Annotated in this window: 27 protein-coding genes; 14 read left to right on the forward strand and 13 right to left on the reverse strand. The window is 62.8% G+C overall.

The features are described 5' to 3' along the window. The 3 genes from rnz to LIW51_RS14885 all read left to right on the forward strand — a co-directional run bounded on the left by rnz (position 1) and on the right by LIW51_RS14885 (position 4161). Positions 1–927 (forward strand): ribonuclease Z, encoded by a 927-nt coding sequence (gene rnz / locus LIW51_RS14875; RefSeq protein ID WP_227374884.1) that lies wholly within the window; start codon positions 1–3, stop codon positions 925–927. 155 nt (positions 928–1082) lie between these two features. Further along, positions 1083–1943 carry an N-acetylmuramoyl-L-alanine amidase gene (locus LIW51_RS14880; protein ID WP_227374885.1) on the forward strand — a complete coding sequence of 287 codons (861 nt, stop codon included), beginning with the start codon at positions 1083–1085 and terminating at the stop codon, positions 1941–1943. 214 nt (positions 1944–2157) lie between these two features. Further along, complete coding sequence (locus LIW51_RS14885) at positions 2158–4161, forward strand: DUF460 domain-containing protein (RefSeq protein ID WP_227374886.1); 2004 nt, start codon at positions 2158–2160, stop codon at positions 4159–4161. Positions 4162–4461: 300 nt separating this feature from the next. Here the strand turns inward: LIW51_RS14885 and LIW51_RS39170 are convergent, their stop codons facing one another. Together LIW51_RS39170 and LIW51_RS14895 are read right to left on the reverse strand one after the other, a co-directional pair. Beyond that, on the reverse strand, positions 4462–4722 hold the full coding sequence (locus tag LIW51_RS39170) for an SIMPL domain-containing protein (RefSeq protein WP_368411802.1): 261 nt from the start codon (positions 4720–4722) through the stop codon (positions 4462–4464). A 286-nt stretch (positions 4723–5008) separates the two neighbouring features. After that, entirely contained in the window at positions 5009–5209 is a 201-nt protein-coding gene (locus tag LIW51_RS14895; RefSeq protein WP_227374888.1) for a hypothetical protein, read from the reverse strand. A gap of 79 nt (positions 5210–5288) precedes the next feature. Between LIW51_RS14895 and LIW51_RS14900 the strand changes: the two genes are divergently transcribed. Continuing rightward, a complete protein-coding gene (locus tag LIW51_RS14900; protein WP_227374889.1) occupies positions 5289–6266 on the forward strand; it encodes a tyrosine--tRNA ligase in 978 nt (325 codons plus the stop codon). Between the two features lie 37 nt (positions 6267–6303). On the opposite strand, the gene LIW51_RS14905 is transcribed toward LIW51_RS14900, so the two are convergent. Both LIW51_RS14905 and LIW51_RS14910 read right to left on the reverse strand, forming a co-directional pair. Next, positions 6304–6507 carry a DUF7470 family protein gene (locus LIW51_RS14905; RefSeq protein WP_227374890.1) on the reverse strand — a complete coding sequence of 68 codons (204 nt, stop codon included), beginning with the start codon at positions 6505–6507 and terminating at the stop codon, positions 6304–6306. A gap of 99 nt (positions 6508–6606) precedes the next feature. Next, positions 6607–7038: a GNAT family N-acetyltransferase gene (locus tag LIW51_RS14910; protein WP_227374891.1), complete on the reverse strand. Its 432-nt coding sequence runs from the start codon at positions 7036–7038 to the stop codon at positions 6607–6609. A 43-nt stretch (positions 7039–7081) separates the two neighbouring features. On the opposite strand from LIW51_RS14910, the gene eif1A reads away from it, so the two are divergent. Then, positions 7082–7366, forward strand: a complete 285-nt coding sequence (eif1A, locus tag LIW51_RS14915; protein ID WP_227353231.1) for a translation initiation factor eIF-1A — start codon at positions 7082–7084, stop codon at positions 7364–7366. A 388-nt stretch (positions 7367–7754) separates the two neighbouring features. After that, the gene (locus LIW51_RS14920) at positions 7755–8135 is read left to right on the forward strand and encodes a DUF106 domain-containing protein (RefSeq protein ID WP_227376818.1); all 381 of its coding nucleotides are present in this window, start codon (positions 7755–7757) and stop codon (positions 8133–8135) included. An 88-nt stretch (positions 8136–8223) separates the two neighbouring features. Here LIW51_RS14920 and rio1 read toward each other — a convergent pair whose 3' ends face one another. Further along, complete coding sequence (gene rio1, locus LIW51_RS14925) at positions 8224–9087, reverse strand: serine/threonine-protein kinase Rio1 (RefSeq protein WP_227374892.1); 864 nt, start codon at positions 9085–9087, stop codon at positions 8224–8226. Between the two features lie 41 nt (positions 9088–9128). After that, a complete protein-coding gene (locus LIW51_RS14930) occupies positions 9129–9794 on the reverse strand; it encodes a nitroreductase family protein (protein WP_227374893.1) in 666 nt (221 codons plus the stop codon). Between the two features lie 367 nt (positions 9795–10161). On the opposite strand from LIW51_RS14930, the gene LIW51_RS14935 reads away from it, so the two are divergent. Together LIW51_RS14935 and thsA are read left to right on the forward strand one after the other, a co-directional pair. After that, positions 10162–10710, forward strand: coding sequence for a KH domain-containing protein (locus LIW51_RS14935; protein WP_227374894.1), 549 nt, complete (start codon positions 10162–10164; stop codon positions 10708–10710). Positions 10711–10860: 150 nt separating this feature from the next. Beyond that, on the forward strand, positions 10861–12525 hold the full coding sequence (gene thsA, locus LIW51_RS14940) for a thermosome subunit alpha (RefSeq protein ID WP_227374895.1): 1665 nt from the start codon (positions 10861–10863) through the stop codon (positions 12523–12525). A gap of 68 nt (positions 12526–12593) precedes the next feature. Here the strand turns inward: thsA and LIW51_RS14945 are convergent, their stop codons facing one another. The 3 genes from LIW51_RS14945 to lrp all read right to left on the reverse strand — a co-directional run bounded on the left by LIW51_RS14945 (position 12594) and on the right by lrp (position 14244). Continuing rightward, positions 12594–12899, reverse strand: a complete 306-nt coding sequence (locus LIW51_RS14945) for a DUF7344 domain-containing protein (RefSeq protein ID WP_438267373.1) — start codon at positions 12897–12899, stop codon at positions 12594–12596. Between the two features lie 191 nt (positions 12900–13090). Continuing rightward, positions 13091–13747, reverse strand: a complete 657-nt coding sequence (locus tag LIW51_RS14950; protein ID WP_227374897.1) for a helix-turn-helix domain-containing protein — start codon at positions 13745–13747, stop codon at positions 13091–13093. 38 nt (positions 13748–13785) lie between these two features. Further along, positions 13786–14244 (reverse strand): HTH-type transcriptional regulator Lrp, encoded by a 459-nt coding sequence (lrp, locus tag LIW51_RS14955; protein WP_227374898.1) that lies wholly within the window; start codon positions 14242–14244, stop codon positions 13786–13788. A gap of 124 nt (positions 14245–14368) precedes the next feature. On the opposite strand from lrp, the gene glnA reads away from it, so the two are divergent. Next, on the forward strand, positions 14369–15739 hold the full coding sequence (gene glnA / locus LIW51_RS14960; protein ID WP_227374899.1) for a type I glutamate--ammonia ligase: 1371 nt from the start codon (positions 14369–14371) through the stop codon (positions 15737–15739). Between the two features lie 42 nt (positions 15740–15781). Here glnA and LIW51_RS14965 read toward each other — a convergent pair whose 3' ends face one another. From LIW51_RS14965 to LIW51_RS14975, 3 genes are read right to left on the reverse strand one after another with little or no spacing between them, the layout of a single operon-like run. Continuing rightward, complete coding sequence (locus tag LIW51_RS14965; protein ID WP_227374900.1) at positions 15782–16618, reverse strand: phosphatase PAP2 family protein; 837 nt, start codon at positions 16616–16618, stop codon at positions 15782–15784. Between the two features lie 2 nt (positions 16619–16620). Further along, a complete protein-coding gene (locus tag LIW51_RS14970; protein ID WP_227374901.1) occupies positions 16621–17844 on the reverse strand; it encodes a YihY/virulence factor BrkB family protein in 1224 nt (407 codons plus the stop codon). A 36-nt stretch (positions 17845–17880) separates the two neighbouring features. Continuing rightward, complete coding sequence (locus tag LIW51_RS14975; protein WP_227374902.1) at positions 17881–18987, reverse strand: tRNA (guanine(26)-N(2))-dimethyltransferase; 1107 nt, start codon at positions 18985–18987, stop codon at positions 17881–17883. A gap of 208 nt (positions 18988–19195) precedes the next feature. Here LIW51_RS14975 and LIW51_RS14980 point away from each other — a divergent pair, with 208 nt between their 5' ends. Next, positions 19196–19603: a hypothetical protein gene (locus tag LIW51_RS14980; RefSeq protein ID WP_227374903.1), complete on the forward strand. Its 408-nt coding sequence runs from the start codon at positions 19196–19198 to the stop codon at positions 19601–19603. Between the two features lie 8 nt (positions 19604–19611). Here LIW51_RS14980 and hisH read toward each other — a convergent pair whose 3' ends face one another. Beyond that, on the reverse strand, positions 19612–20286 hold the full coding sequence (gene hisH / locus LIW51_RS14985) for an imidazole glycerol phosphate synthase subunit HisH (protein WP_227374904.1): 675 nt from the start codon (positions 20284–20286) through the stop codon (positions 19612–19614). 62 nt (positions 20287–20348) lie between these two features. Here hisH and LIW51_RS14990 point away from each other — a divergent pair, with 62 nt between their 5' ends. Genes LIW51_RS14990 through LIW51_RS15005 form a run of 4 tightly spaced genes read left to right on the forward strand, consistent with a single transcriptional unit; the run spans position 20349 to position 22319 of the window. Continuing rightward, a complete protein-coding gene (locus tag LIW51_RS14990; protein WP_227374905.1) occupies positions 20349–20507 on the forward strand; it encodes a hypothetical protein in 159 nt (52 codons plus the stop codon). A 54-nt stretch (positions 20508–20561) separates the two neighbouring features. Then, positions 20562–20801: a hypothetical protein gene (locus LIW51_RS14995; RefSeq protein ID WP_227374906.1), complete on the forward strand. Its 240-nt coding sequence runs from the start codon at positions 20562–20564 to the stop codon at positions 20799–20801. Next, the gene (locus LIW51_RS15000; protein ID WP_227374907.1) at positions 20693–20986 is read left to right on the forward strand and encodes a protein kinase family protein; all 294 of its coding nucleotides are present in this window, start codon (positions 20693–20695) and stop codon (positions 20984–20986) included. Before LIW51_RS14995 ends, LIW51_RS15000 begins: the two co-directional genes overlap by 109 nt. Before the next feature lie 58 nt (positions 20987–21044). Further along, positions 21045–22319 carry an inorganic phosphate transporter gene (locus LIW51_RS15005; protein ID WP_227374908.1) on the forward strand — a complete coding sequence of 425 codons (1275 nt, stop codon included), beginning with the start codon at positions 21045–21047 and terminating at the stop codon, positions 22317–22319. Positions 22320–22330: the final 11 nt, after the last annotated feature.

The following is a 22330-nucleotide window of genomic DNA, read 5'->3' on the forward strand; positions in this document are numbered from 1 at the left end:
ATGTCGATGCGCGTGACCTTCCTCGGAACCAGCGGGGCAGTGCCGACGACGGAGCGAAACCCGAGTGCCATCCTCGTCAACCGGGAAGGCGACCGCCTATTGTTCGACGCCGCCGAGGGGACACAGCGCCAGATGATGCGCTTCGGAACTGGCTTCACCGTCTCCGACCTCTTCGTCACTCACCTCCACGGCGACCACGTCCTCGGGATACCCGGACTCGTGCAGACGTGGGATTTCAACGACCGCGACGACCCGCTCACCGTCTACACGCCGCGGGGAACCGGCGACGATATCGACGCGCTCGTCCACGCCGCGGGCAACCAACCCTCCTTCCCAGTTCACATCACCGAGGTCGCCCCCGGCGAGGTGGCCGTCCGGCGGGAGGAGTACGAAGTGCGCGCGTTCAGAACCGACCACGAGACGAACTCGCTCGGCTACGCGCTGGTCGAGGACGACCGGAAAGGCCGGTTCGACCGCGAACGCGCCGAAGAACTCGGCGTTCCCGTCGGGCCGAAGTTCCAGCAACTCCACGCGGGCACGCCGGTCGAACTCGAAGACGGAACGGTCGTCCGACCGGAGCAGGTCGTCGGCGACCCCCGTCCCGGACGGCGATTCGTCTACACCGGGGACACCCGCCCCTCCGAGCAGGTCGTCTCCGTCGCGGAGGACGCCGACCTGCTCGTCCACGACGCGACCTTCGCAAACGACAGGGTCGACCGCGCGAGGAAGACCGCTCACTCGACCGCGGAACAGGCCGCGGAGATCGCTCGCCGGGCCGAAGCGGTTCGACTCGCCCTTACCCACATCTCCTCTCGCTACGCGGGCGACGTTTCGACCCACCTCCGGGAGGCCCGCGACGCCTTCGACGGCGAGGTGTTCGTCCCCGACGACGGCGAGTTAGTCGAGGTGCCGTATCCGGACGAGTAGCGGGTCGTCCTCGAATGCAGATGGCGTAGAGACGGCGAAAAGTGGAAATCGGTCTCCGACCGGCGCTAAACAATCGCACCGTTTGTTATTATCATCCTGTATATGAATATAACCGGCAAAAATACTATGGTTGTTGAGCCATTAAATTAACTGCGATGACTTCAAATAGGAGAAGCGTACTGAAGCACCTCGGAGCGATTAGCACGGTAGGACTCGGAAGTGTCGGGCTGTCCGGGACGGTGAGTGCGCACGTTCAGGATCCCTACGCCGACAGATGGGTCGCAGCGGACTCCAGCAACTACACCAACGACAACAAGAGCGCGAGCGAAATCAACTGGGTCATCATCCACGTCACGGAGGGAAGCTACGGCGGAACTGTCAGTTGGTTCCAGAATCCCGACTCGGATGTGAGCACCCAGTACGTGATTCGTAACTCCGACGGCCACACGACCCAGATGGTTCACAACGAGGACAGCGCGTGGCACGGGGGCGGCCAGAACTACAGTTTCCACTCCATCGGAATCGAACACGAAGGCTACGTCGGCCAGACGAACTTCACGGACGCGCTATACCAGAAGTCCGCCAACATCGTTAGCTGGGCCTGTGACACGTACGGCATCCCGAAACAGCGTCCGTCCGGCGTCGCGCCGTGTGACGCCCGAGACGGCGGCGGCATCATCGGCCACCACCAAGTACCCGAGTCCGACTGCGGCTACAACGACCACACCGACCCCGGTTCGACGTGGGACTGGGACTATTTCATGAGTCTCGTCGGCGGCAGTAACGGCGGCGGTGGCGGATTCAGCGACGGCGACCGAGTCACGCCGACCGCCAATCTGAACACGCGGGAACAGCCCGGGACGGAGTCGCCCGTCGTCGCGACCATCTCGCCGGGTGAGGTCGGCGAGATTATGAACGGGCCGACGACCGAGGACGGCTACACGTGGTGGGGCGTCCACTGGCTCGACCGCAACGTCTGGGGCTGGTCGGTCGAACGCTATCTCACCTACGCGTGAACTCTCGGACGGAACGAACCGTTCGTGCTATTTTCGCAGCGTTCGGGCTTTTGCTGTCCGCGAATTTTATACTCTGGAGATCAGTTCGGTTCCGACATCGGACTTTTTCCGGTCGTTCACCACCGCTTTCACCGGTTGGTATCGACCGTTTTCGCTATCCTCGTCTGGTATTTCTCGCGCCGGATTTATATTTCGAGGGCGCCTAGCGCGAACCGTGAGTGAGCGAACGAGTGCCCTCGACGCCCTCGTATTCGGAGTAGATATCCAGAGCGGGGACGTGCGAGGTGATTCTCCCTCCTATGCGCTCGTCGTCTACGACGGCGAGCAGATAGACCGCGACGTTGTTTCTCACCGGAAACTCCGGCGACTCGTCGAACGCGACGAGCCCGCGCTCGTGGCGACGGACAACATGTACGAACTCGCCGCCGACAAAGACGCCCTCGTCCGCTTCCTGCAGAGCCTTCCGGACGGAACTCGGCTGGTGCAGGTGACCGGCGCGGAGCGACCGGAACCCCTCTCGCGGGTCGCGTCCCGTCACGGCGTCCCCTACGGAAAGGAACCGATGCGCGAAGCGGAGGCGGCCGCCCGCCTCGCCGCGATGAACGTCGGCTACGAGGTGTCGGCGTTCACCGACACCACCCACGTCAAGGTGTCTCGTGGGCGCTCGACCGGAAAGGGCGGGTGGAGCGAAGACCGCTACACCCGACGAATCCACGGGTCGGTGAAGGAGTGCGCCCGCGACGTGGAGTCCGAAATTCGAAGCGCGGGACTCGACTACGAGCGCGAGGTGACCGAGAAGTACGGCGGCTACGCCAACGCCGTCTTCGAGGTCGAAGCTCGCCCTGGTGACATCCCCGTCTCGTCGCTGCGGTCGGGGGACGTACGCATCGAAATCGAGCGTCTCCGCAGGGACGGCATTGAGTTCGACCCCCTCGCCAAGCGCCGCGATCATGTCATCGTTGGTATCGACCCGGGCACGACGACGGCGGTCGCGCTGACCGACTTGGACGGCACCCTCCTCGACGTGTGGAGCACGCGCACCGCCGACACCGCCGACGTGATCGAATGGATAATCGAACGGGGACGGCCGGTCGTCGTCGCGGCGGACGTGACGCCGATGCCAGAAACCGTCGAGAAGATTCGCCGGAGCTTCGACGCCGCCGCGTGGACGCCGGAGAAAGACCTCCCCGTGGACGAGAAACAGCACCGGACGCGAAACGACGACTACGACGACGACCACCAGCGAGACGCGATGGCCGCCGCGCTGTTCGCGTTCGACGGCCACGAAGACCAGTTCCGGCGCATCGCCCAGAAGGTGCCCGCACAGATGAGTCGCGGCGAGGTGACCGCCCGCGTGGTCGCGGGCGACGAGAGCGTCGAAGCGGTGCTCGCCGACCTTTCGGACGACCCCGAACCCGAGGAAGACGAGCAGGAACACACGGTTCGTGAACCCTCCGACGAGGAGAAACGTATCAAACGACTCGAATCGCAGGTCGAACGCCTGCAATCGCACGTCGATGACCTGCGGGGGACGGTCGAGACGAAAGATGAGCGAATCGAGGAGTTGGAAGACGAACTCGTGGACGCCCGGCGAGAGGAGCGGCGGAAAGCCCGCGAACGCCGAGAGATATCGCGGCTCGAACGCGAGAACGACCGACTGGAGCGCGAACTCGACGAGCGTGACGACGAAATCGAGGAGCTGACGGGGAAGCTCACCCGCCTCAAGAAACTCTGGAAGCTCGACCACTCGAACTTCAGCGACGTGGCCGAGAAAAAGGCCGGACTGGTCGCCGTCAAACCCGTCGATAAGTTCACGAACGACGCCATCGACGCCGCCCACGAGAGCTACGGTCTCGCCGAGGACGACGTGATATACCTCCGGGACGCGAGCGGGGCGGGACGTTCGACCGCCGAGCGACTGGCCGACATCACCCCCCGAGTCGTGCTCAAGGCGGGCGGCATCTCCGACGTGGCCGACGAGGTGCTGTTCGAACACGAGATTCCGGTCGGTTCGGCGAGCGAGGTGGCGATTCAGGAGGTGGACGAACTCGCCGTGGCGCGCGAGTCGGAAGTCAAGGGGGTCATCGACGACTGGCGCAAGAGGGCCGAAGAGCGCCGGAGAGAGGAGAAGACCGAGCAACTCGACCAACTCATCAGTGAACACCGCGCCGAGCGCCGGGTGGACGGACGCGGTTCGTCGTCTCCGTTCGGTAACTGATATCGAACGTAGTTAGACCGGCAGGGAGACATAATCCGTTGAGGACAGATTTCAAACAGTACGACGATAGAGAGGGGCGTTCGTCGGTATCGCATCTTACGAAATGTCGAGATTGTATTCGATTTCAACCTGAACGGAGACTTCGATCGGGCCACTCTCGACGCTTCCCGACTCGGACGTATCCATCACCACTCCGTGCCCCGCCCGTAAATGTCGAGGTCGCGAGACGTGATCGGTTACTATCGATCGCACGCTACCGACAGCCATCTCTTCGGCGGTTGCTGCGGCGGCGGCCTTTTTTCATGCTGCGACAACTGCGTCGGCGACGGCTTTTCGCTGAAGTTCTCGTTGCGTCGCTGTTTGGAACGTGAACGCGACCTCGTTAATTTCGACGCTTGCCTCGTCAACGGCAGCCGAAAGAACGTCGCCCAGCCTATCGAGTTCGAAGAGAATGACGGTGATGGTTTCGGTTGCTTGGTACGGTTGTGTCGTAGAATCGGAGTCCGATTGCCTCGCGCGATCCGGTGGATGTCGCCGGATTCGGAACCGACTTGTTCGGATTCGTTCATCGGGATACCGACAACGTCGAGTTCTTGCCGGAGCGCCACCGCTTGGTCTGCCACTGTGCGGCGAGCGGTCGTAACGTCCGGGTCGATAGCACGAGCCGTAAACTGAAGGTCGACTTCGTCAGGTGGGGCACTCGTTCGACCGGTAGCAGTGGTCGTAATCGTCGGGTCGGCCATGAGCGAAAATCTACGCCGGTTGAAATATTTGTTTCCGTGGTTCGGGAAGACCGACACGTGTTGCTCGTTTCATGGTGTGGCAACAAATTCTTCCGTCCGTCGAGTCAGTTCGTCCACTCAGTCGTGAGCGTTCGCATGACGCTCAGTCCCCAGAGGACGACGCCGAAGCCGACCGCCAGTATCGCCGCGTACAACAGGACGTACTCGTTCATCGTGGTGCCGATGTCTTGCCCGAGACGGATCGCGGGATAGAGCGCGAGTCCACCGACGACGACCAACCAGAGTCCGACCCTCGTTCCGTTCATACCTCTCGTTTCGTCCCCGTCGACTTGTTCCTTGTCCAATGACGTAACCCTAAAGCCGGTGAACCATCTTTTTCCGCGCATGGACACCTACGAGCTAATCTCCCGGAACGCCGAGGAGTTGGTGACCGAGGAGGAGGTACGCGAACTCGCCGACGACCCCGACGGAAAGCGTGCCTACGTCGGTTACGAACCCTCCGGCGTGCTCCACATTGGGCACATGCTCGGTGCGAACAAACTCATAGATCTACAGGAAGCGGGCTTCGAAATCGTCATCTTGCTCGCAGACGTTCACGCCTACCTGAACGACAAGGGGACGTTCGAGGAGATTCGAGAGACGGCCGAGCGAATGAAAGCGCAGTTCATCGCCTACGGACTGGACGAGGAGAACACGGAGTTCCGCCTCGGCTCCGAGTTCCAGATGGACGACGACTACGTGCTCGATTTGCACTCGCTGGAACTGGAGGCGACGCTCAACCGCGCCAAGCGCGCGATGGCCGAGATTCAAAGCGGCGAATCAACGAAGGTATCGCAGGCCGTCTACCCCTTGATGCAGGCGCTCGACATCGTCTACCTCGACCTCGATCTCGCTATTGGCGGGATGGAACAGCGGAAAGTCCACATGCTGGCCCGCGACACGCTCCCGAGTATCGGCTACGACGCGCCGACCTGCATCCACACGCCACTCATCGCGGAACTGTCGTCGGGCGAAGGCAAGATGTCCTCCAGCGAAGGCGTCACCATCTCGATGGAGGATTCGACCGAGGACATCGAGGAGAAGGTCAACTCGGCGTTCTGCCCGCCGACCCGCGACCCCGAGGGCGACCTCGAAAATCCCGTCCTGCAGATATTCGAGTACCACGTCTTCCCGCGCTTCGAACGCGTCGTGGTCGAGCGTCCAGAGAAGTACGGCGGGGATCTGGAGTACGACGACTACGAATCGCTCGCCGACGACCTGGAAAACGGCGAACTGCATCCGGCGGACGCCAAGGGCGCGCTGGCGACGTACTTGGACGAACTCATCGCGCCGGGGCGTGAGAAGATTCGGCAGATGGAGTAGGGAGTCGGCGAAAAGAGCGCCCTGACGATTTTTCTCGTTACTCGTACCCGCCGCCCATCATCCCGGCCATCCCGAAACTCTCCAACAGCCCCGACACTAGCCCCCACGCGGTCAGGACGAAACCGACGACGACGAGACCCATCCCCGCCGCGATGATGACGTTCTGTATGGCGATAACGCCGATTCCGGCGAGGAGTGCGAGCAGGCCGACGATACCTTTCACGCCGAGCTTTCCGAGCATGGCGCGAACTGCGTCCGGAGTCGCCTTAAAACCGGCAGATACCGGGCGCGATCATAGCTCCGTCTCCATCACGTAGCCCCATCGCTTCACGCCGTTTTCCTAGTAGAACTGCCGGGCGGATTCGTTCTCGAGCCGGGCCGCCAGCGCGACGTACTCGCACTCCCGTTCGTGCGCCCACCCCGCGATTTCCGAGAGGAGGGTCGTGCCGTACCCTTCGCCTCTGTGCGCCTCGGCGACGACGAAATCGTGAATCCACGCGTGCCGGGCGTGGTGGAGCCCTCGTTGGATGGAGACGCCGGCGACGCCGACCAACTCGTCGTCCGCGTACAGTCCGAAGAGTCGATATCCGTCTTCGTCGTGCCACGACCGAACGGCCGATTCGTCCACGTTCGTCCACAGTTGCCGAAGGATGGGAACGGCGTTCGTCCAGTCGTCGGTCGTCGTCAACTCTTCCACGCCGGTGGTCGTCATGTGCGATGCGACGTTGCCTTCCCCCGTGATGCTTCGGATATCCGTCTGTGAAAGTGTCACGCGGGACGGCGGATTTAAAACCATCCCGCTCAAACAGTGAGCTATGAGTGACAACAGCGGACGGAAGAACCTCCGTATGCCGGACGACGACGAGGTTTTCGCTACCGTCACGAACATGCTCGGGGCGAACCGAGTGAAGGTGCGCTGTGCCGACGGGAAGGAGCGAACCGCCCGAATTCCGGGGAAGATGCAAAAGCGCATCTGGATTCGAGAGGACGATATCGTGCTCGTGGAGCCGTGGGACTGGCAAGACGAGAAGGCCGACATCAAGTGGCGCTACGACAAGCAACAGGCCGACCAGCTTCGACGGGAAGGACATATCAGCTAACGGCTTTTACGACGGTGGGTGTGGCAACGTGCACGCCGAGTCGGCGCGAGCATCGCCACCGCACCGCGAAATTTCTACCGATAGGCAGTCGCTCACTGCCAATCTCGATAGCGTGAAATCAGTGGCGAGCGGAAGACGAATCGCTATCGAGTCGATTCGAGAGCCGACGACGAACCGGCTGAGGAGAAAATTGATAACGAATTGAAACCGAATCCGAGTGTGACATCGTCGAACCCCGATTCGTGGTCGAAGTACGATAAACTCGCGGGGCTGCTCGCGGTTGGGCTGTTCGCAGGCTACTTCGTCCAGCCGATAGAGTCTATCGTCGTCGCGGTCGTCTCTCCGCCTTCTCTCGCCGCTCGCGGTCTGACTCCCCTTCTCGCTGTTCATCTTCTTCCTCGCGGGGTCGACGGGACTTTTCAGCGCAGTTCTACGGACGAAGTTCCGAGATACGGAACAACTGGAGCGACTGCAACGGAAGACGAAGGCGCTTCAGGAGCGACTCCAGACCGCCCGTAACGAGAGCAACGACGAGGAGATGGAGCGACTCCGATCCGAACAGCGAGGGCTGATGAAACACCAAGCCGAGATGGTGAAAGGGAGCTTCCGGCCGATGGTCTGGAGCCTCTTGGTGACGGCTCCGGTGTTCATCTGGCTCAGATGGGTATTCACGTCGCCCGCCACCGCAATCGTTCCGGTGGCGTTCTTCCTCCCGGTCGTGGGTCACGTCGCGTGGACTGCGACCGTCGTCGGCCCACTGAAAGTATGATTGGTCTGGTACATCGGCGCGTCCGCCTCGTCGGGATACGTGGGTCGAAAAATCGTCCGGCGAGTAGCGTAGAACCGTTCGCGCTCGACTACGTCTCGGGGTCGGCGTTCTCTCGAATCCAGTCTTCGAGTTCGTCGCCCCGGATTTCGATCCCCTGTCGCTGGAAGAACGAAGCGACGTTCGCGCAGTCGCGGGTCAGAAACTCGCCGCTGTTGGGGTGGTGAATCGTCACCGCCTGACCGACGTCGATGATGCAGAGTTCGCCGTCGCTGACGAGGATGTTGTACTCGGAGAGATCGCCGTGGACGAGGCCCGCGTCGAACAGTCGGCGCATGTACTCCCGGACGACCCCGTAGGCCGTCTCCGGATTTTCGAGTCGCGCGTCCGCGAGCGTGGGCGCGCGACGACCGTCGTTGCCCATGAACTCCATTACCAGCACGTTTCGTTGAACCGCGATGGGGTCGGGCACTCGAACCCCGGCTTTCCGGGCGCGGTTCAGGTTGGCGAACTCCTTTCGCACCCACGCAAGGACGATTCGCTTTTTGTCCCCGCCGAGTTCCTCGAACCGCGGGTCGCCGATGAGATACTCCCGCATATCGCGGAAGTTGCTAGCGTTGATTCGGTATATCTTCACCGCGACCTCCTCGTACTCGTCGTCGCCCAGCGCGTTGTAGACGGTCGCCTCCTTGCCGGACGATATCGGCCCGCCGAACGCGCGGACGTGCCCGTCCTGAACGAGTTTGTAGAGCGCGGCGAGGGTCGCGTCGTCGAAGACGGACTGCTCGACTTTGAACTGGTCGGAGTCTTTGACCCGCTCGCGGAACTGGCTGAATTCGCGGTCGCGGCGACGCGCGATGCGGTCGGCTTCGGTGTCGGAAACGTCGATCTCCTCCCACTCGTCGCCGGGGGCAGCCGCGTTCTCGGGGTCAAGCAGTCCGTACTCCTCGTTCATCTAGTTCCGTCTATGTGGAGGAAGGGTAAAAGCGTGGCCCGTCAGTACGTCTCTCGATGCAGGATTTCCTCGACGGGACGCCGGGGGAGCCGCTCCGACTCTTCGCCGCCGCTCGGTCCGACGGCGATGAGCATCACCGGAATCTCGTCGTCCGGCAAATCGAGGAACTCGGCGATGCGCTCCTGGTCGAACCCGATCATCGGCGTGGCGGCCAACCCCCGCGCGTGCGCGGAGAGCAAAAGGTTCTCCGCCGCAAGCGAGGCGTTCCGGATCGCGTAGTCACGACCGGTTCGGTCGTCCTCGTACATCTCGACCGATTGCGCTTTCGTCTGCTGGGCGGCCTCCTCGTCCATCCGACCCGCTTCGGCCCACTCGTCGAAGACCCGATCCGCCGTCTTCGCGTCGGTGTGCCCTACGACGAGTATCGCGGTTCCCGCCTCGCGGATGTGCTCCTGTCCGTAGGCGATGTCGACGACTTCGCCCAGTCGGTCGTCGTCCTGCACGGCCACGAACTCCCACGGCTGGAGGTTGTACGAGGACGGCGCGAGCGCCGCGTCACGAATCAGCTCCTCTAGCGTCTCGTCGGAAAGCTCCGCGTCGGAGTCGAAGTTGTGCCCCGACCGCCGGGTGCGAAGTGCCTCGATGGTTTCGGGAAACTCGGCGTCGTGTGTTACGTCGTGCTCTTCGAAGGCGAGTTCGTTGGACATATCCAACGGTAAGGACTCCGCAGTTAACCGAAGCCGGGAAACGGCGGCACTTTCCGATTGAAGTGTGCTAGCGCCCCGAACGCGATAGCGAACCGATTCGAGCTGCTCGAAAGTGACCGCGAGCAGTGAGCGAGAATCGAGGAGGCAGAAGGCGAGTAGTCCAACCTCGGGAATCAGTAAGCAGCCAACCGCCGGAGCATTAGCAGTTCGCCGGAAAACCGGAGGTTTTCGTCACCGAGTAAATCATCGATTTACGGAGTCTGCGAACGCTTTGCACTCGCCCGATCACGGAAGAACGACGCTCCTTCGAACGACAGCAAAAGGTTGTGGGGAAGGGCTTAAACCGCCGCAGGTGGTACGCTTCTTTATGAAACACGTGACGATTCCGCAGGACAGGATTGGCGTTCTCATCGGCGAAGGCGGTGATACGATGCGAGAAATCGAGAGTCGTGCGGAGGTGCGCCTCGACATCGACTCCGACAACGGGTCGGTTCGAGTCGAGCAGACGGGAGACCCGGTTCGAGGGCTGAAAGCGCCGGAGATCGTCAAAGCGATCGGCCGCGGATTCGCCCCGGAAGACGCGCTCGCCCTGCTCGCCGACGACCTGATGCTGTTCGACATCGTGGATATCGACGCCGCCGCCCGCAACAAGAACGACCTCCAGCGCCAGAAAGGCCGACTCATCGGCGAGAACGGTCGAACGCGCCAACTAATGGAGGAACTCACGGGCGCGGACGTGGTCATCTACGGAACGACGCTCGGCATCATCGGCCAACCGCAGCAGGTGGAGGCCGTCCGAAGCGCTGCCGAGATGCTACTCGACGGAGCACCCCATGGCGCGGTGTACTCGTTCCTCGAACGCAAGCGCAACGAGATGAAACAACAGGGGATGGAGTATCACCAGTTCACCGGCTGATTTTCGCCAACGGTTCGGTTCCACTTATAAATATTCTTCGTCATCGCGTACTGCTCGGTTACGTCCGGCGTTTGCGGTGGGTTCTCACACGTCTAAGAAAAGGTTTATATAGAATCGCATTCAACCCATCTATTGACTATGTCACAGCCAATGGGTAATCAACCCCTCATCGTTCTCTCGGAGGATAGCCAGCGAACCTCGGGGCGCGACGCCCAGTCCATGAACATCACCGCCGGTAAGGCGGTTGCAGAGGCCGTACGCACCACGCTCGGCCCGAAGGGGATGGACAAGATGCTCGTCGATTCGATGGGCGACGTGGTCGTAACGAACGACGGCGTCACCATCCTGAAAGAGATGGACATCGAGCACCCGGCGGCCAACATGGTCGTCGAAGTTGCCGAGACGCAGGAAGACGAAGTCGGCGACGGGACGACCACCGCGGTCGTCGTCGCGGGGGAACTTCTCCAGAAGGCCGAAGACCTCCTCGAACAGGATATCCACGCGACCACGCTCGCGCAGGGATACCGACAGGCCGCCGAGAAGGCCAAGGATGTCCTCGAAGACATCGCCATCGACGTCGACGCCGACGACGCCGAATACCTCCGGAAGATCGCCGCCACGGCGATGACCGGCAAGGGCGCGGAGAGCGCCAAGGAACACCTCGCCGAACTCGTCGTCGACGGTGTCCAGAGCGTCGCGGACGAGGAAGGCATCGACACGGACAACATCAAAGTCGAGAAGGTCGTCGGCGGTACCATCGACAACTCCGAACTCGTCGAAGGCGTCATCATCGACAAGGAGCGCGTCCACGACAACATGCCGTACTTCGTCGAAGACGCCAACGTCGCCCTCATCGACGGCGCGCTGGAGATCAAGGAGACGGAGATCGACGCAGAGGTCAACGTCACCGACCCCGACCAACTCCAGCAGTTCCTCGACCAGGAAGAGAAACAGCTCCGTGATATGGTGGACACGCTGGCCGACGTTGGTACGGACGTCGTCTTCGTAGACGGCGGTATCGACGACATGGCACAGCACTTCCTCGCGCAGGAAGGCATCCTCGCCGTCCGCCGCGCGAAGTCCAGCGACATGGAGAAACTAGCCCGCGCGACCGGCGCTCGCCTCGTGAGCAACGTGGACGACGTCACCGAAGACGACCTCGGCTTCGCCGGCAGCGTCGCCCAGAAGGACGTCGGCGGCGACCAGCGCATCTTCGTCGAGGAAGTCGACGAGGCGAAATCCGTCAGCCTCATCCTCCGCGGCGGCACGGAACACGTCGTGGATGAGGTCGAGCGCGCCGTCGAGGACAGCCTCGGCGTCGTTCGCGTCACGCTCGAAGACGGCAAAGTGCTCCCCGGCGGCGGCGCTCCGGAGACGGAACTCGCCCTCGCCCTGCGCGACTATGCGGACAGCGTCGGCGGCCGCGAGCAGTTGGCCGTCGAAGCGTTCGCTGACACACTCGAGATCATCCCGCGCACCCTCGCCGAGAACGCGGGTCTCGACCCCATCGACTCGCTCGTCGACCTGCGCAGCAAGCACGACGGTGGTAACACCAGTGCGGGTCTCGACGCCTACTCCGGCGACATCGTCGACATGGAAGAGGACGGCGTCGTCGAACCGCTCCGCGTGAAGACGCAAGCGGTCGAGAGCGCCACCGAGGCGGCCGTCATGCTCCTGCGCATCGACGACGTCATCGCCGCAGGCGAGCTGAAGGGCGGCGGCAGCGACGACGAGGACGAAGGCGGCGCACCCGGCGGTGCCCCCGGTGGTATGGGCGGCATGGGCGGCATGGGCGGCATGGGCGGCGCGATGTAAGACCGGCCACGAATCCTCTCACGTCGCAGACGAATCGCTTTCGACGGTGTTCCCGTTTCGAACGCGACCTATCTTTTCACGGTCTCGTACTGCTCGGTCAGCGCGAGGTACGGTTCGAGGACGCTCCCGCGTTCGGTGAGCGTGACGGTGTCGCCCTCGACGGTGACGAAGCCCGCGTCTTCGAGCTTCGGGAGGTGACTGTGATAGAGTTGAGCGGACAATCGCCTCGCGTCGGCATCCGACTGCTCGTGAACGAGTTTCCTCGTGAGGCTCGTCACGGACATGGTTCGTTCGCGTTCGAAGAGTTCTCGGAGCAGGAGTCGTCGTCGTATGCTAGCGAGCGTAGAGAAGGATGACGGACGGAGGGGGCGTATCGGCGTATTCTGAAGGGTGCATGTTTTGGAGTGCTAGCTGCGTATCTTGTCGTGAATCGTGTCCGGTCGCCGACCCACCATCGAGCTACTCTACAGGTAAGCGCGGCGACAATCTGAACGTTAACCTTACAAACCAGGTATTTTATACCATTGCGCCGTTCTTTCGACTCCGTTTCATCGTTCTGCCGTCCTCATCCCTCTACATCGTCCCTGAGAACCGTGTCCCCGACGAGGCGCGATTGTGCGCGTCGCAAGCGTTCGGAGACGGACTGTTTGCTAACTCCCAGTTTCGAACTGAGGTCGTCGAGCGTCGCGTCGCGCGGCACCTCGAAGTACCCAGCTTCGTGAGCGGCGACAAGCGCTTCCCGCTGGGCCTCCGTCAGCTGGAAGACTCCCTCGTCGTCGCTCGGCATGTACAACCGTTTGAGCGAAAATTCGACGCCTTCGTGCTCGCAAAACTGTTGGAACTCGACCAGCGCAGTTCGGTCGGAAAGTCGGATTCGCCGCCGCCACACGCCCGCTGTCCCGTGACCCGCCATCGGGACGGCACCCAGCTTCTGGTAGGCGGGGTAGACGGGCAAGATGTTCTCGCGGTCGAGCTGCAATCGGTAGAGCTTCCGGGTGTCGAGATCCTCGATGACCGCGTGCGACGCTATCGTGGCATCGCGCCGCAAAGCGTCGGCGAACGCCTCGAAATCGCCGCCGGTCGCCCAGACGATGAACAGCGGGGAGTACCCCGTCGCTACCAGTTGCTGTTCGAGTTCGACGGTCATCTCCGGAACCGCTTCGAGCGTCGGTGTGAGAACGAGGCCTGGAGCACGAATCGTGAACTCCGCGATGACGCTCATGATCGAGATGACACGTCTTGCACCCTAAGAGCTACTGGTCATTCGTCCACTTCGAGCCGGAACTGCTCGTGCTCGCTCGGAGCGTTCAACACGACGCTCGTGTTGCTCTCTTTGATGTCGGGATCGATGAGCAGTTTCTTTATCTGCTCGTTCATCCCGTCCGTATCCCTGAACTTCCCGATGGCGATGATGTCGTAGTCCCCCGTCACTTCATAGACGCTTATCATCTGATCGTGGTCTTGCAGCCGTTCGGTCACCTCCGGCAGCGCGTTCCCTTCGACCTTCAGCTGGACGATGGCCGTCACGTCATACCCCAGCGCGTCGTAATCGACGCGAGGAGTGTACCCCTGAATGACACCTTTTTCTTCTAAATCCGTCAGATGATTCGAGATGGTTGTCACCGACACGTCTAGCTTCTCGGCGAGACTTCGCAAACTTGCTCGACCGTCACCGAGTAGCTCGTTTACCAGTTCAGCATCCAGATTTTCGTACGTCATTACACCAACCAACCCGCTCCTCACATTAGAATTTAACGAATACCCAATTCTGGGCAAAAATTGCACAATTGACCAACCGTTACTGTTTTAATGGTGGATGTATTTGCGTATGGTGTCGATAAAGATGACGGATGGAAATATTGCCACCAAGAAAGAGGTCGGTTTATCGAAAGAGGAGCAGGAGGTGCTCGACGAGATCGAGCGCGAGAACGTCGATTTCGTTCGGCTCCAGTTCACCGACATCACGGGAACGGTCAAGAACGTCAGCATACCGGCCCATCAAGTCGAGAAGGCGTTCGACGAGGGGATCTGGTTCGACGGCTCGTCCATCGAAGGGTTCGCCCGCATCCAGGAGAGCGACATGCGACTCGACCCCGACCCGTCGACGTTCACCGTTCTCCCGTGGCGTTCCGACGGAGACACCGCGAGCGCCCGCCTCATCTGCGACGTGGTGAACACCGATGGGACGCCGTTCGACGGTGGCCCACGTCAGGTGTTGAAGCGCGTCCTCTCGAAGGCGAGGGAGATGGGCTACACCGTCAGCATCGGTCCGGAACCCGAGTTCTTCCTGTTTGAGAAGGACGAAGAAGGAAAGGCGACGACCGTCCCGCACGACTCCGGCGGCTACTTCGACCTCGCACCGAAGGACATGGCGAGCGACGTGCGTCGGGAAGTTATCTTCACGCTGGAGCAGATGGGCTTCGAAATCGAAGCCAGCCACCACGAGGTCGCGGACGGCCAGCACGAGATCAACTTCAAGTACGACGACGCGCTCTCGGCCGCAGACAACATCGCCACCTTCCGGGCCGTGGTTCGCGCCGTCGCCGAGCAGAACGGCATCCATGCCACGTTCATGCCCAAGCCCATCGCCGAGATAAACGGATCGGGGATGCACGCCCACATCAGCCTCTTCGACGAAGACGGCAACACCTTCGCCGACGACGAGGACGAGTTCAACCTCTCGGAGACGGCGTACAAGTTCATGGGCGGCGTCCTCGAACACGCCCCGGCGTTCACCGCCATCACCAACCCGACCATCAACTCCTACAAGCGCCTCATCCCTGGGTACGAGGCACCGGTCTACATCGCGTGGAGCGATGTGAACCGATCGGCGCTCATTCGCGTCCCGGACGCCGCCGGAACGAGTTCGCGCTTCGAGATCCGCAGTCCCGACCCGTCGTGCAACCCCTATCTCGCACTGGCGGTCATAATCGAAGCCGGTCTGGACGGAATCGAGAACGATATCGACCCCGGTACCCCCGTCCGCGACGATATCTACGAGTTCGACGAGGAGAAGCGGGAAGAACACGGTATCACGCTCCTCCCCGGACGACTCATGGATGCGCTAGACGCGCTCGAGGCCGACGAGGTCGTGTGCGAAGCCCTCGGCGACCACGTCACCGAGAAGTTCATCGAAGCGAAGCAGTCCGAGTACGACGAGTACAAGACCTACGTCTCCGGCTGGGAGAAAGCGAAGTACCTGGAGAAGTTCTGAGCCAGTCGCCGCGAACCCTTCTTTCACGAATCGGCTCGTCACTTACCGGCCCAACCGACGACGTACGGAACCGACGACGCGCGGATAGGCGAGGATACCCCCTTGGGAGACGGCGTTGATGACGAACACCGCGGGGAGCGGGAGCGACAGACGGAGGCCCGCGTACGTCAACGCACCGAGCATCAGTAAACCGACGACCGCCGCGACGGAACCGACCCGGGCGTTCAGCGGGTGATCCATCGTGAACCACGCTAGCAGCGCGCCGGTCGTACCGCCGAACGCGGCGACGGAGTCGACCGTCCAGTTCCGCGGCGCGACGAGCACTGCGACGACCATCGCCGCGAACGCAATTCCGGTGGCGAGCGCGAACGTCGGCCGCGTTCGCCAGTTCAGGCCGCGAACCACGACGACGAGGTAGACGAGCCCGACGACGACGCCGACGACCACGTCGACGGCGAAGTGAACGCCGATGACGAGCCGCGATAGCGCGACCAGCGCGACGACGACGGCCGCGACCGCCACCCGGATGCGGTGGTGGGCGCGCTCGATAGACAGCGCCAGTAATCCCCAGACGACCGTCGAACCTATCGCGTGACCGCTCGGGAAACCGTAGCCCGACGCGTGGGCGAACTGGAACGCTTCGGGCGGACGCGGCAGGCCGAACAGCCCCTTCAACAGGAGCGTCAGCGCGAGCGCGCCGAGGGTCGCGGCGAGGACGAAACCCCACCGCTCGCGGTCGTCGCCGAACCAGTAGAGCAACGAGAGGAGGACGAAGAGGAACCACGCGTCCCCGAGTTGCGTCACGTACACAAACGCCTCGGGTGCCCACCCCGGCAGAATCTCGCGGAGAAGTTCGACGATGCCCCAACCTCTCGACATGGTTACGAACGCCAGTCTCGAATGCGCCCGCCGACGCGCGCCGGAACGCTCACTGCGTTGACACCGAAACCGACGAGCACCATGAGGGTGTAGAGGCCGAGCGTCGAGAGCCAGATGATCAGCATCGCGCCGATGGCCCAACCGCTTTCGAGCCAGCGGAACGCGGCGACCGTCATCGCCGTCCCGTACAAAAGAACGAGATACGGACCCCATCCGCGTGCGTGTCCGCGACGCATGCGACTGCGGACGTACCGTTTTAGCTCCGATTCCAGTTCGGGTTTCTGAACTGTGCGCTCGTCGACATCGTGCTCGAACTCCTCGAACTCCGACCGAAGACGTTCCACGTCGTCGTGCAGTTCAAGGATGTCCGGTGCGGACTGCTCTGTATCGTCGGTCATGTACTCTCCTCGGTCTTCCTGCTGTCTTTTCTTGGTTTCCCCCGCGTCTTTAGTTTTCCTGTACCCTCGTCCGGCGAGGACGGCGTTCACGACCACGCCGAGCAGGATGAGTATCGCTCCGAAGTAGAGCCACCATACGAGCAAGAGCGCACCGCCGAGCACGTCGAACGCGGTAAACTGACTCAGCGAGACGTACACCTGAAAGAACGCTTGCAGGGCCGTCAAGCCGACCGTCGCCACCGCCGTGCCGGGAAGCGCCTCCCGAATCGTGAGTTTGGTGTCCGGGAAGACGTAGTACAATGGGAGGAAGATCGGCACGAGCGCGAGCAGGAGGACGAGGGAGGTGAGGGTTTCCACGAACGGAAGCCACGGAAGCGACGAGAGGACGATGTTGACGAGAGCGATACCCACGACCGCGAGCGCGATGACCGCGAGTACGATGAGCGCGTCGGTCAACGTCTCGACGAACGATTCCTCGGCGTCCTCGTCGTAGATGCGCGAAAACGCTTCGTCGAGGCCGCGGAACACGCGAAGCGTCCCCCACGTGAGGACGAGGACGCCGACGGCCGTCGCACCGCCCCGACCGGAGACATCCGTGAGGGCGTTCTCGACGACCCGATTCGCCTTCGGCGAAAGATAGCTCTGGACGGTCGCGAGGATATCGTTGGCGAACGTCTTCCCGCCGACGAACGACGCGAGCGCGAGCGCCAACAACAGGGCGGGGAGTATCGAAACGAACGCGTAGTAGGCGATTCCGGCCGCGAGAAACGTTATCTCCTGTTCACGTGCCCGTTCGGCGATTTCGCGCGCGGTTGCTCGGAGAGTCACGTGCGCTATTTCCACGAAATCGCACTAAAAATTTCGCTACGGTCGCGTGGCGGTTCGGATCTCCGCGACGCTCGCGGGCGTCTTGAACGTCGTTCCGCCGTAGTGCGTGCGCGAAGCTTCGTAGCCTGCGTCCTGAAGTCGGGTCAGGAACTCGTCCATCCCGGAGGCGGAGCGCGACCACTCCTTGCAGAGGCGGTGTTGGTCGTAGTGGGTCGGTTCGTGGAGTTCGCCTTCGAGCGCGTCCAGAAGCTTTCTCGCGCGGTTCGCGGTTCCCATCTCCTCGGTCACCTCCTCGCGGACGCCGGCGACAAACTCGGCGTTGTGGGTCGCCCCGAGCCAGACCGGCCCCGCGGTGACGACGCGATTGCTCTCGCAGGCCGGACAGATTTCGGGGGGGGCGGCGACGAGTCCGTAGTCGTACTCGCGGTGGAGGCAGTCCTCGCAGTGGTAGAGGTGGCCCAGTTCGTCGACGGCGGCGTTCGCGTCGGTCGCGCTGTGGTCGAGTTCGAGGTACGTCCGGACGTAGTGGTTCGTCGCGTGAGTGAGGATGGGCGTGACGCCTGCGTCGTACCGGGCGGCGGTGCGTGCGAGCGCGGAGAGGAGGATGCGGACGCCCATTTCGGCGTGGTAATCGGTGTTCCGCGGAATCGCGCCGTACTTTCTGACTCCGCTGTGAAAGTGCGCGCCGCAGAGCGGTGCGGTGTCGGTCGCCGTGACGCAGACGAGGTCGCGAGTGTTTGCGAAGGCGGCGTCCACGAAGGGAATCGGCGTCCCGAAGGGGTCGATGTCCACCACGTCGAACACCGACTCGTGCATGAGCGCGTTGGCGTTCTGGTGAACCACCTCCCCGGCGAGGTCGTTGCGCTCGAAGTTCGCTCGGCAGAGTTTGACCGCCTCGGGGTCGATGTCCGCGCAGGTCGCGTCCCAGTCGTTCGCCGCGGCGCGAACCCCGCGAACCCCGGAGGCGGCCATCGCGTCGAGGTAGCTCTCCGCCCGCGGTTCGCAGTCGCGGTAGGTTCGCAGGACGGCCACCGTCAGGTCGCGGTTCAACTCCTGTACCGGGTTGAAAAATACGTCGTCGGTGATGCGCTTTCCCTCCTGTTCGGGGACGGCCACCTCGACGCCTCCTTCGCAGACGTTCATGGTTCGGAGTCGGGGTCGTGGCGCGAAAAACGGTGCGGAACACACCGCGACAACGCGCCGCAACCGAGGACGTTTTCCGGTGGTGGCCGGCGAGCGAAGCCCTCGGCGGGCGTGACCGCGCTTGAGTCGATCTCGTCGGACGTTCTGAAGGCGAGACGAACGACCGCTGTTAGCGACCGGAACGGGTTTATTTCATCCGTTCGAACCGATGGACCGTGTCCCCCGAGAGTCGTCTATTGCGTCGTCCGCGCTCGTCCGAGGAGGGGACGCCGTGACCCCCGTCGAGCGGTGGCAGGGCGAACTGGCCGACGTCGGAAAGCTCACCCCGGCGGTCGTCCAGCGCATCCTCGCGGTTCACGACGACCGAGGGCGGCAGGCCATCGAGGCGGTTTCCGAGCGACGGGTCAAGGAGTACCGCGATTTCGTTGTCGTCGTCGGCTTCGAAGATGAGTACATCGTCGAGGATGGCTGTACGTGCAGGGATAGCGAATACAATCTCGACCCGGACGACCCGACCGAGCTGTGCTGGCACGTTCTAGCCGCGGAAATCGCCCGTCGAGTCGATGCGGTCGACCACCACGACATGTGGTACTCGGACGTGCGCGAGTTTATGTAAGGAGACGCTTACTGCTGAACTCGGTTCCCGGCGCAGATTTCGACGAAGTTTCTGAGGATTCGAAGACCCGTCTCGCCGCTCTTTTCGGGGTGGAACTGGGTGCCGAAGACGGTACCCGATTCGTCGGCGATGATACTCGGGAATCGAGTTCCGTAATCGGTCGTCGCGATGGTGGCCTCCTCGTCGTCGGGCACGGCGTAGTACGAGTGGACGAAGTAGGCGTACTCGCCGTCGACGCCGTCCACGAGCGGGTGGTCACGCTCCACCGACAATTCGTTCCAACCCATGTGCGGAACTTTCTGTCTGTCGGCGAACCGAACGTTCGTCCCCGGAATCAGGTCGAGTCCGGTCACGTCGCCCTCTCCGGCGTGTTCGGCTTCCTCGCTCGTCGTCAACAGCATCTGCATCCCGAGGCAGATGCCGAACACCGGCGTTCTGCCTCGCGCGGCGTCGGCGAGCGCGTCTCGATATGGATCGGCGTTTTCAACCCCCTCGCGGAACGCTCCCACGCCCGGGAGGACGATACCGTCCGCCGTCTCGAACATGGCGGGGTCGTCGGACACCTCGACGCTCGCTCCCGCGCGTTCGAGTCCCTTGACGGCGCTCCTGAGATTGCCGAGTCCGTAATCGACCACGACGACCGACGCCGCCCGTTCGTTCTGGTCGGAGAGAGTCGCGTCCATGGTCGCGGATACGAACTAAGCGTGCAAGTTCCTTCCGCTTCGGGAACCCTCACCGCCGTACTATGTCGTTGGTCGTCCTCATCGTCGTGACCGTCGAACTGCACTCCTCGCGCATCCGCGCGCGCCTCCGTCCGGGCGAGCACGAGAGCGCGGGACTGCTCGAATCCGTCAGCAATCTCGGCGACGCGAACCGGTGGTTCGGCACGAGCGAGGGGAACTGACGCTTTCCGCCGTTCGTCACTACGTTTAAATAATTCCTGCTGGTGAGTACGTTCATGGATTCCTCGCCCTCCTCGCTCTCCAGACGCGGCTTTCTGACGACCTCGGGCACGCTCGGCGCGTCCGACCGCGACGGACGCGCCGAGACGACCACCGAGTCCCCCGCCGAAGACGCGCCGGAACCGGAGTGGACGGTTTCCGGGTCGCGGGTGCTGGCGCGGACGGGGGCGCTGGCGGCGGGGCCGACGAACGAACCGACGTGTACCGCCTCGGTGCGATTGCGTACTTCATCGTGACCGGCGAGGCTCCCGTCAACGTCTCGCCGGGCGAAATCCATCGAACGTTCCGGCGAACCGACCCGACGCTCCCGCGAGCGTTGGGCGAGGTGGTATCGACCGCGATGGCCGACGACCCGGCCGACCGGTACGAGTCGATCGTGAAATTCGACGATATGCTCCGGTGGGCGGCGTTCCGCGCTTGAGTCGCCCGGGAAAGAACGAAATAGCTCCGAACCGTTTTCCGGTCGGGGGATTTCAAATTTGGTCACCGTGCTGCTAGCGGTCGGATTGCTCGTCGCCGCGTTCGTGGGATACAACATCGGCGGTTCCTCTACGGGGGTCGCGTTCGGCCCAGCCGTGGGAAGTCGAATCATTGGAAAGGTCGGGGCGGCGGCGCTCTTCACCGGCTTCGCGCTTTGGGGCGGTTGGACGGTCGGGCGGAACGTCATCGAGACCATGAGCGAGGGAATCGTCCCGGCGAGTCAGTTCACCCTGGAGTCAAGCATCGTCGTGCTCTTTTTCGCCGGCTTCGCGCTCCTCATCTCGAACCTCTACGGCGTGCCCGCGTCCACATCGATGACCGCCGTGGGAGCTATCGCCGGACTCGGTCTCGCCACCGACTCGCTGAACGAGTCGCTCATGTTCACCATCGTCTCGGCGTGGATCGTCGCGCCCTTGCTGGCGTTCGCGGTCGGACTGTTCATCGGGCGATACCTGTACCCACACTTGGAAGTCCGAGTCACGTTCGCCCGAATCCAAGACCGGTTGATTCGAATCGATCGCTCCGGGGCGGTTCCGCGACCCGTACTCGGGATCGGGGTCAGCGCGCGCGACGTGGTCGGGTCGGTTTCGGTGCTTCTCATCGCCTGTTACATGGGTTTCAGCGCGGGCGCGTCGAACGCGGCGAACGCGGTCGCGCCGCTCGTCGGGAACGGGTCGATCACCATCGAACAGGGAATCCTGCTCGCCATCGGAGCCATCGGCCTCGGCGGGTTCACCATCGCTCGCCGAACCCTCGCCACCGTCGGCGAAGGAATCACCGACCTACCGATTTTAGCGGCGCTCATCGTCTCGCTCATCGGAGCGACCGTCATCACCGTTCTCTCGCGCCTCGGCATCCCGGCGAGCCTCGCGGTGAGTACCACCTCCTGTATCATCGGGCTGGGCTGGGGTCGCGCCAGTCGCGCGGTGACCGTCGCCGAGATGGCGGAGACCGCCGTGACGAGCGATCCGACGCCGGACGCCGACCTCTCGGCAGGCGCGCTCATCGCCGAGACGAGCGAAACCGATGCTCCGCCTGGCCCGACCATCGGCGAGGTCGCGGAGGGCGAGGTGCCAGCCACGCCCACGTCGCGCGACGGCGGCGAGACGCCCGTGGTTCCGCCCATCGGCGAAGAGGATATCGAAGAACTGACGGCGGAGAGCCTCTTCGACCCCGCGGCGACGAGTCGAATCGTCGTGCTGTGGATTCTCTCCCCGACCCTCTCGGCGGTCGGCTCCTACGTCCTCTTCGAGTTCGTCCTGGGGACGGGCTAAGTCCTTCGCCG

The organism is Haladaptatus halobius (genome assembly GCF_020618475.1).
GTDB classification, from domain to species: Archaea; Halobacteriota; Halobacteria; order Halobacteriales; family Haladaptataceae; genus Haladaptatus; species Haladaptatus halobius.

Coding starts and splice junctions, on each gene's coding strand:
- rnz (WP_227374884.1), top strand. CDS start 1: ATGTCGATGCGCGTGACCTTCCTCGGAACCAGCGGGGCAGTGCCGACG.
- LIW51_RS14880 (WP_227374885.1), top strand. CDS start 1,083: ATGACTTCAAATAGGAGAAGCGTACTGAAGCACCTCGGAGCGATTAGC.
- LIW51_RS14895 (WP_227374888.1), bottom strand. CDS start 5,209: ATGAACGGAACGAGGGTCGGACTCTGGTTGGTCGTCGTCGGTGGACTC.
- LIW51_RS14900 (WP_227374889.1), top strand. CDS start 5,289: ATGGACACCTACGAGCTAATCTCCCGGAACGCCGAGGAGTTGGTGACC.
- LIW51_RS14905 (WP_227374890.1), bottom strand. CDS start 6,507: ATGCTCGGAAAGCTCGGCGTGAAAGGTATCGTCGGCCTGCTCGCACTC.
- eif1A (WP_227353231.1), top strand. CDS start 7,082: ATGAGTGACAACAGCGGACGGAAGAACCTCCGTATGCCGGACGACGAC.
- rio1 (WP_227374892.1), bottom strand. CDS start 9,087: ATGAACGAGGAGTACGGACTGCTTGACCCCGAGAACGCGGCTGCCCCC.
- LIW51_RS14930 (WP_227374893.1), bottom strand. CDS start 9,794: ATGTCCAACGAACTCGCCTTCGAAGAGCACGACGTAACACACGACGCC.
- LIW51_RS14935 (WP_227374894.1), top strand. CDS start 10,162: ATGAAACACGTGACGATTCCGCAGGACAGGATTGGCGTTCTCATCGGC.
- thsA (WP_227374895.1), top strand. CDS start 10,861: ATGGGTAATCAACCCCTCATCGTTCTCTCGGAGGATAGCCAGCGAACC.
- LIW51_RS14950 (WP_227374897.1), bottom strand. CDS start 13,747: ATGAGCGTCATCGCGGAGTTCACGATTCGTGCTCCAGGCCTCGTTCTC.
- lrp (WP_227374898.1), bottom strand. CDS start 14,244: ATGACGTACGAAAATCTGGATGCTGAACTGGTAAACGAGCTACTCGGT.
- glnA (WP_227374899.1), top strand. CDS start 14,369: ATGACGGATGGAAATATTGCCACCAAGAAAGAGGTCGGTTTATCGAAA.
- LIW51_RS14965 (WP_227374900.1), bottom strand. CDS start 16,618: ATGTCGAGAGGTTGGGGCATCGTCGAACTTCTCCGCGAGATTCTGCCG.
- LIW51_RS14975 (WP_227374902.1), bottom strand. CDS start 18,987: ATGAACGTCTGCGAAGGAGGCGTCGAGGTGGCCGTCCCCGAACAGGAG.
- LIW51_RS14980 (WP_227374903.1), top strand. CDS start 19,196: ATGGACCGTGTCCCCCGAGAGTCGTCTATTGCGTCGTCCGCGCTCGTC.
- hisH (WP_227374904.1), bottom strand. CDS start 20,286: ATGGACGCGACTCTCTCCGACCAGAACGAACGGGCGGCGTCGGTCGTC.
- LIW51_RS14990 (WP_227374905.1), top strand. CDS start 20,349: ATGTCGTTGGTCGTCCTCATCGTCGTGACCGTCGAACTGCACTCCTCG.
- LIW51_RS14995 (WP_227374906.1), top strand. CDS start 20,562: ATGGATTCCTCGCCCTCCTCGCTCTCCAGACGCGGCTTTCTGACGACC.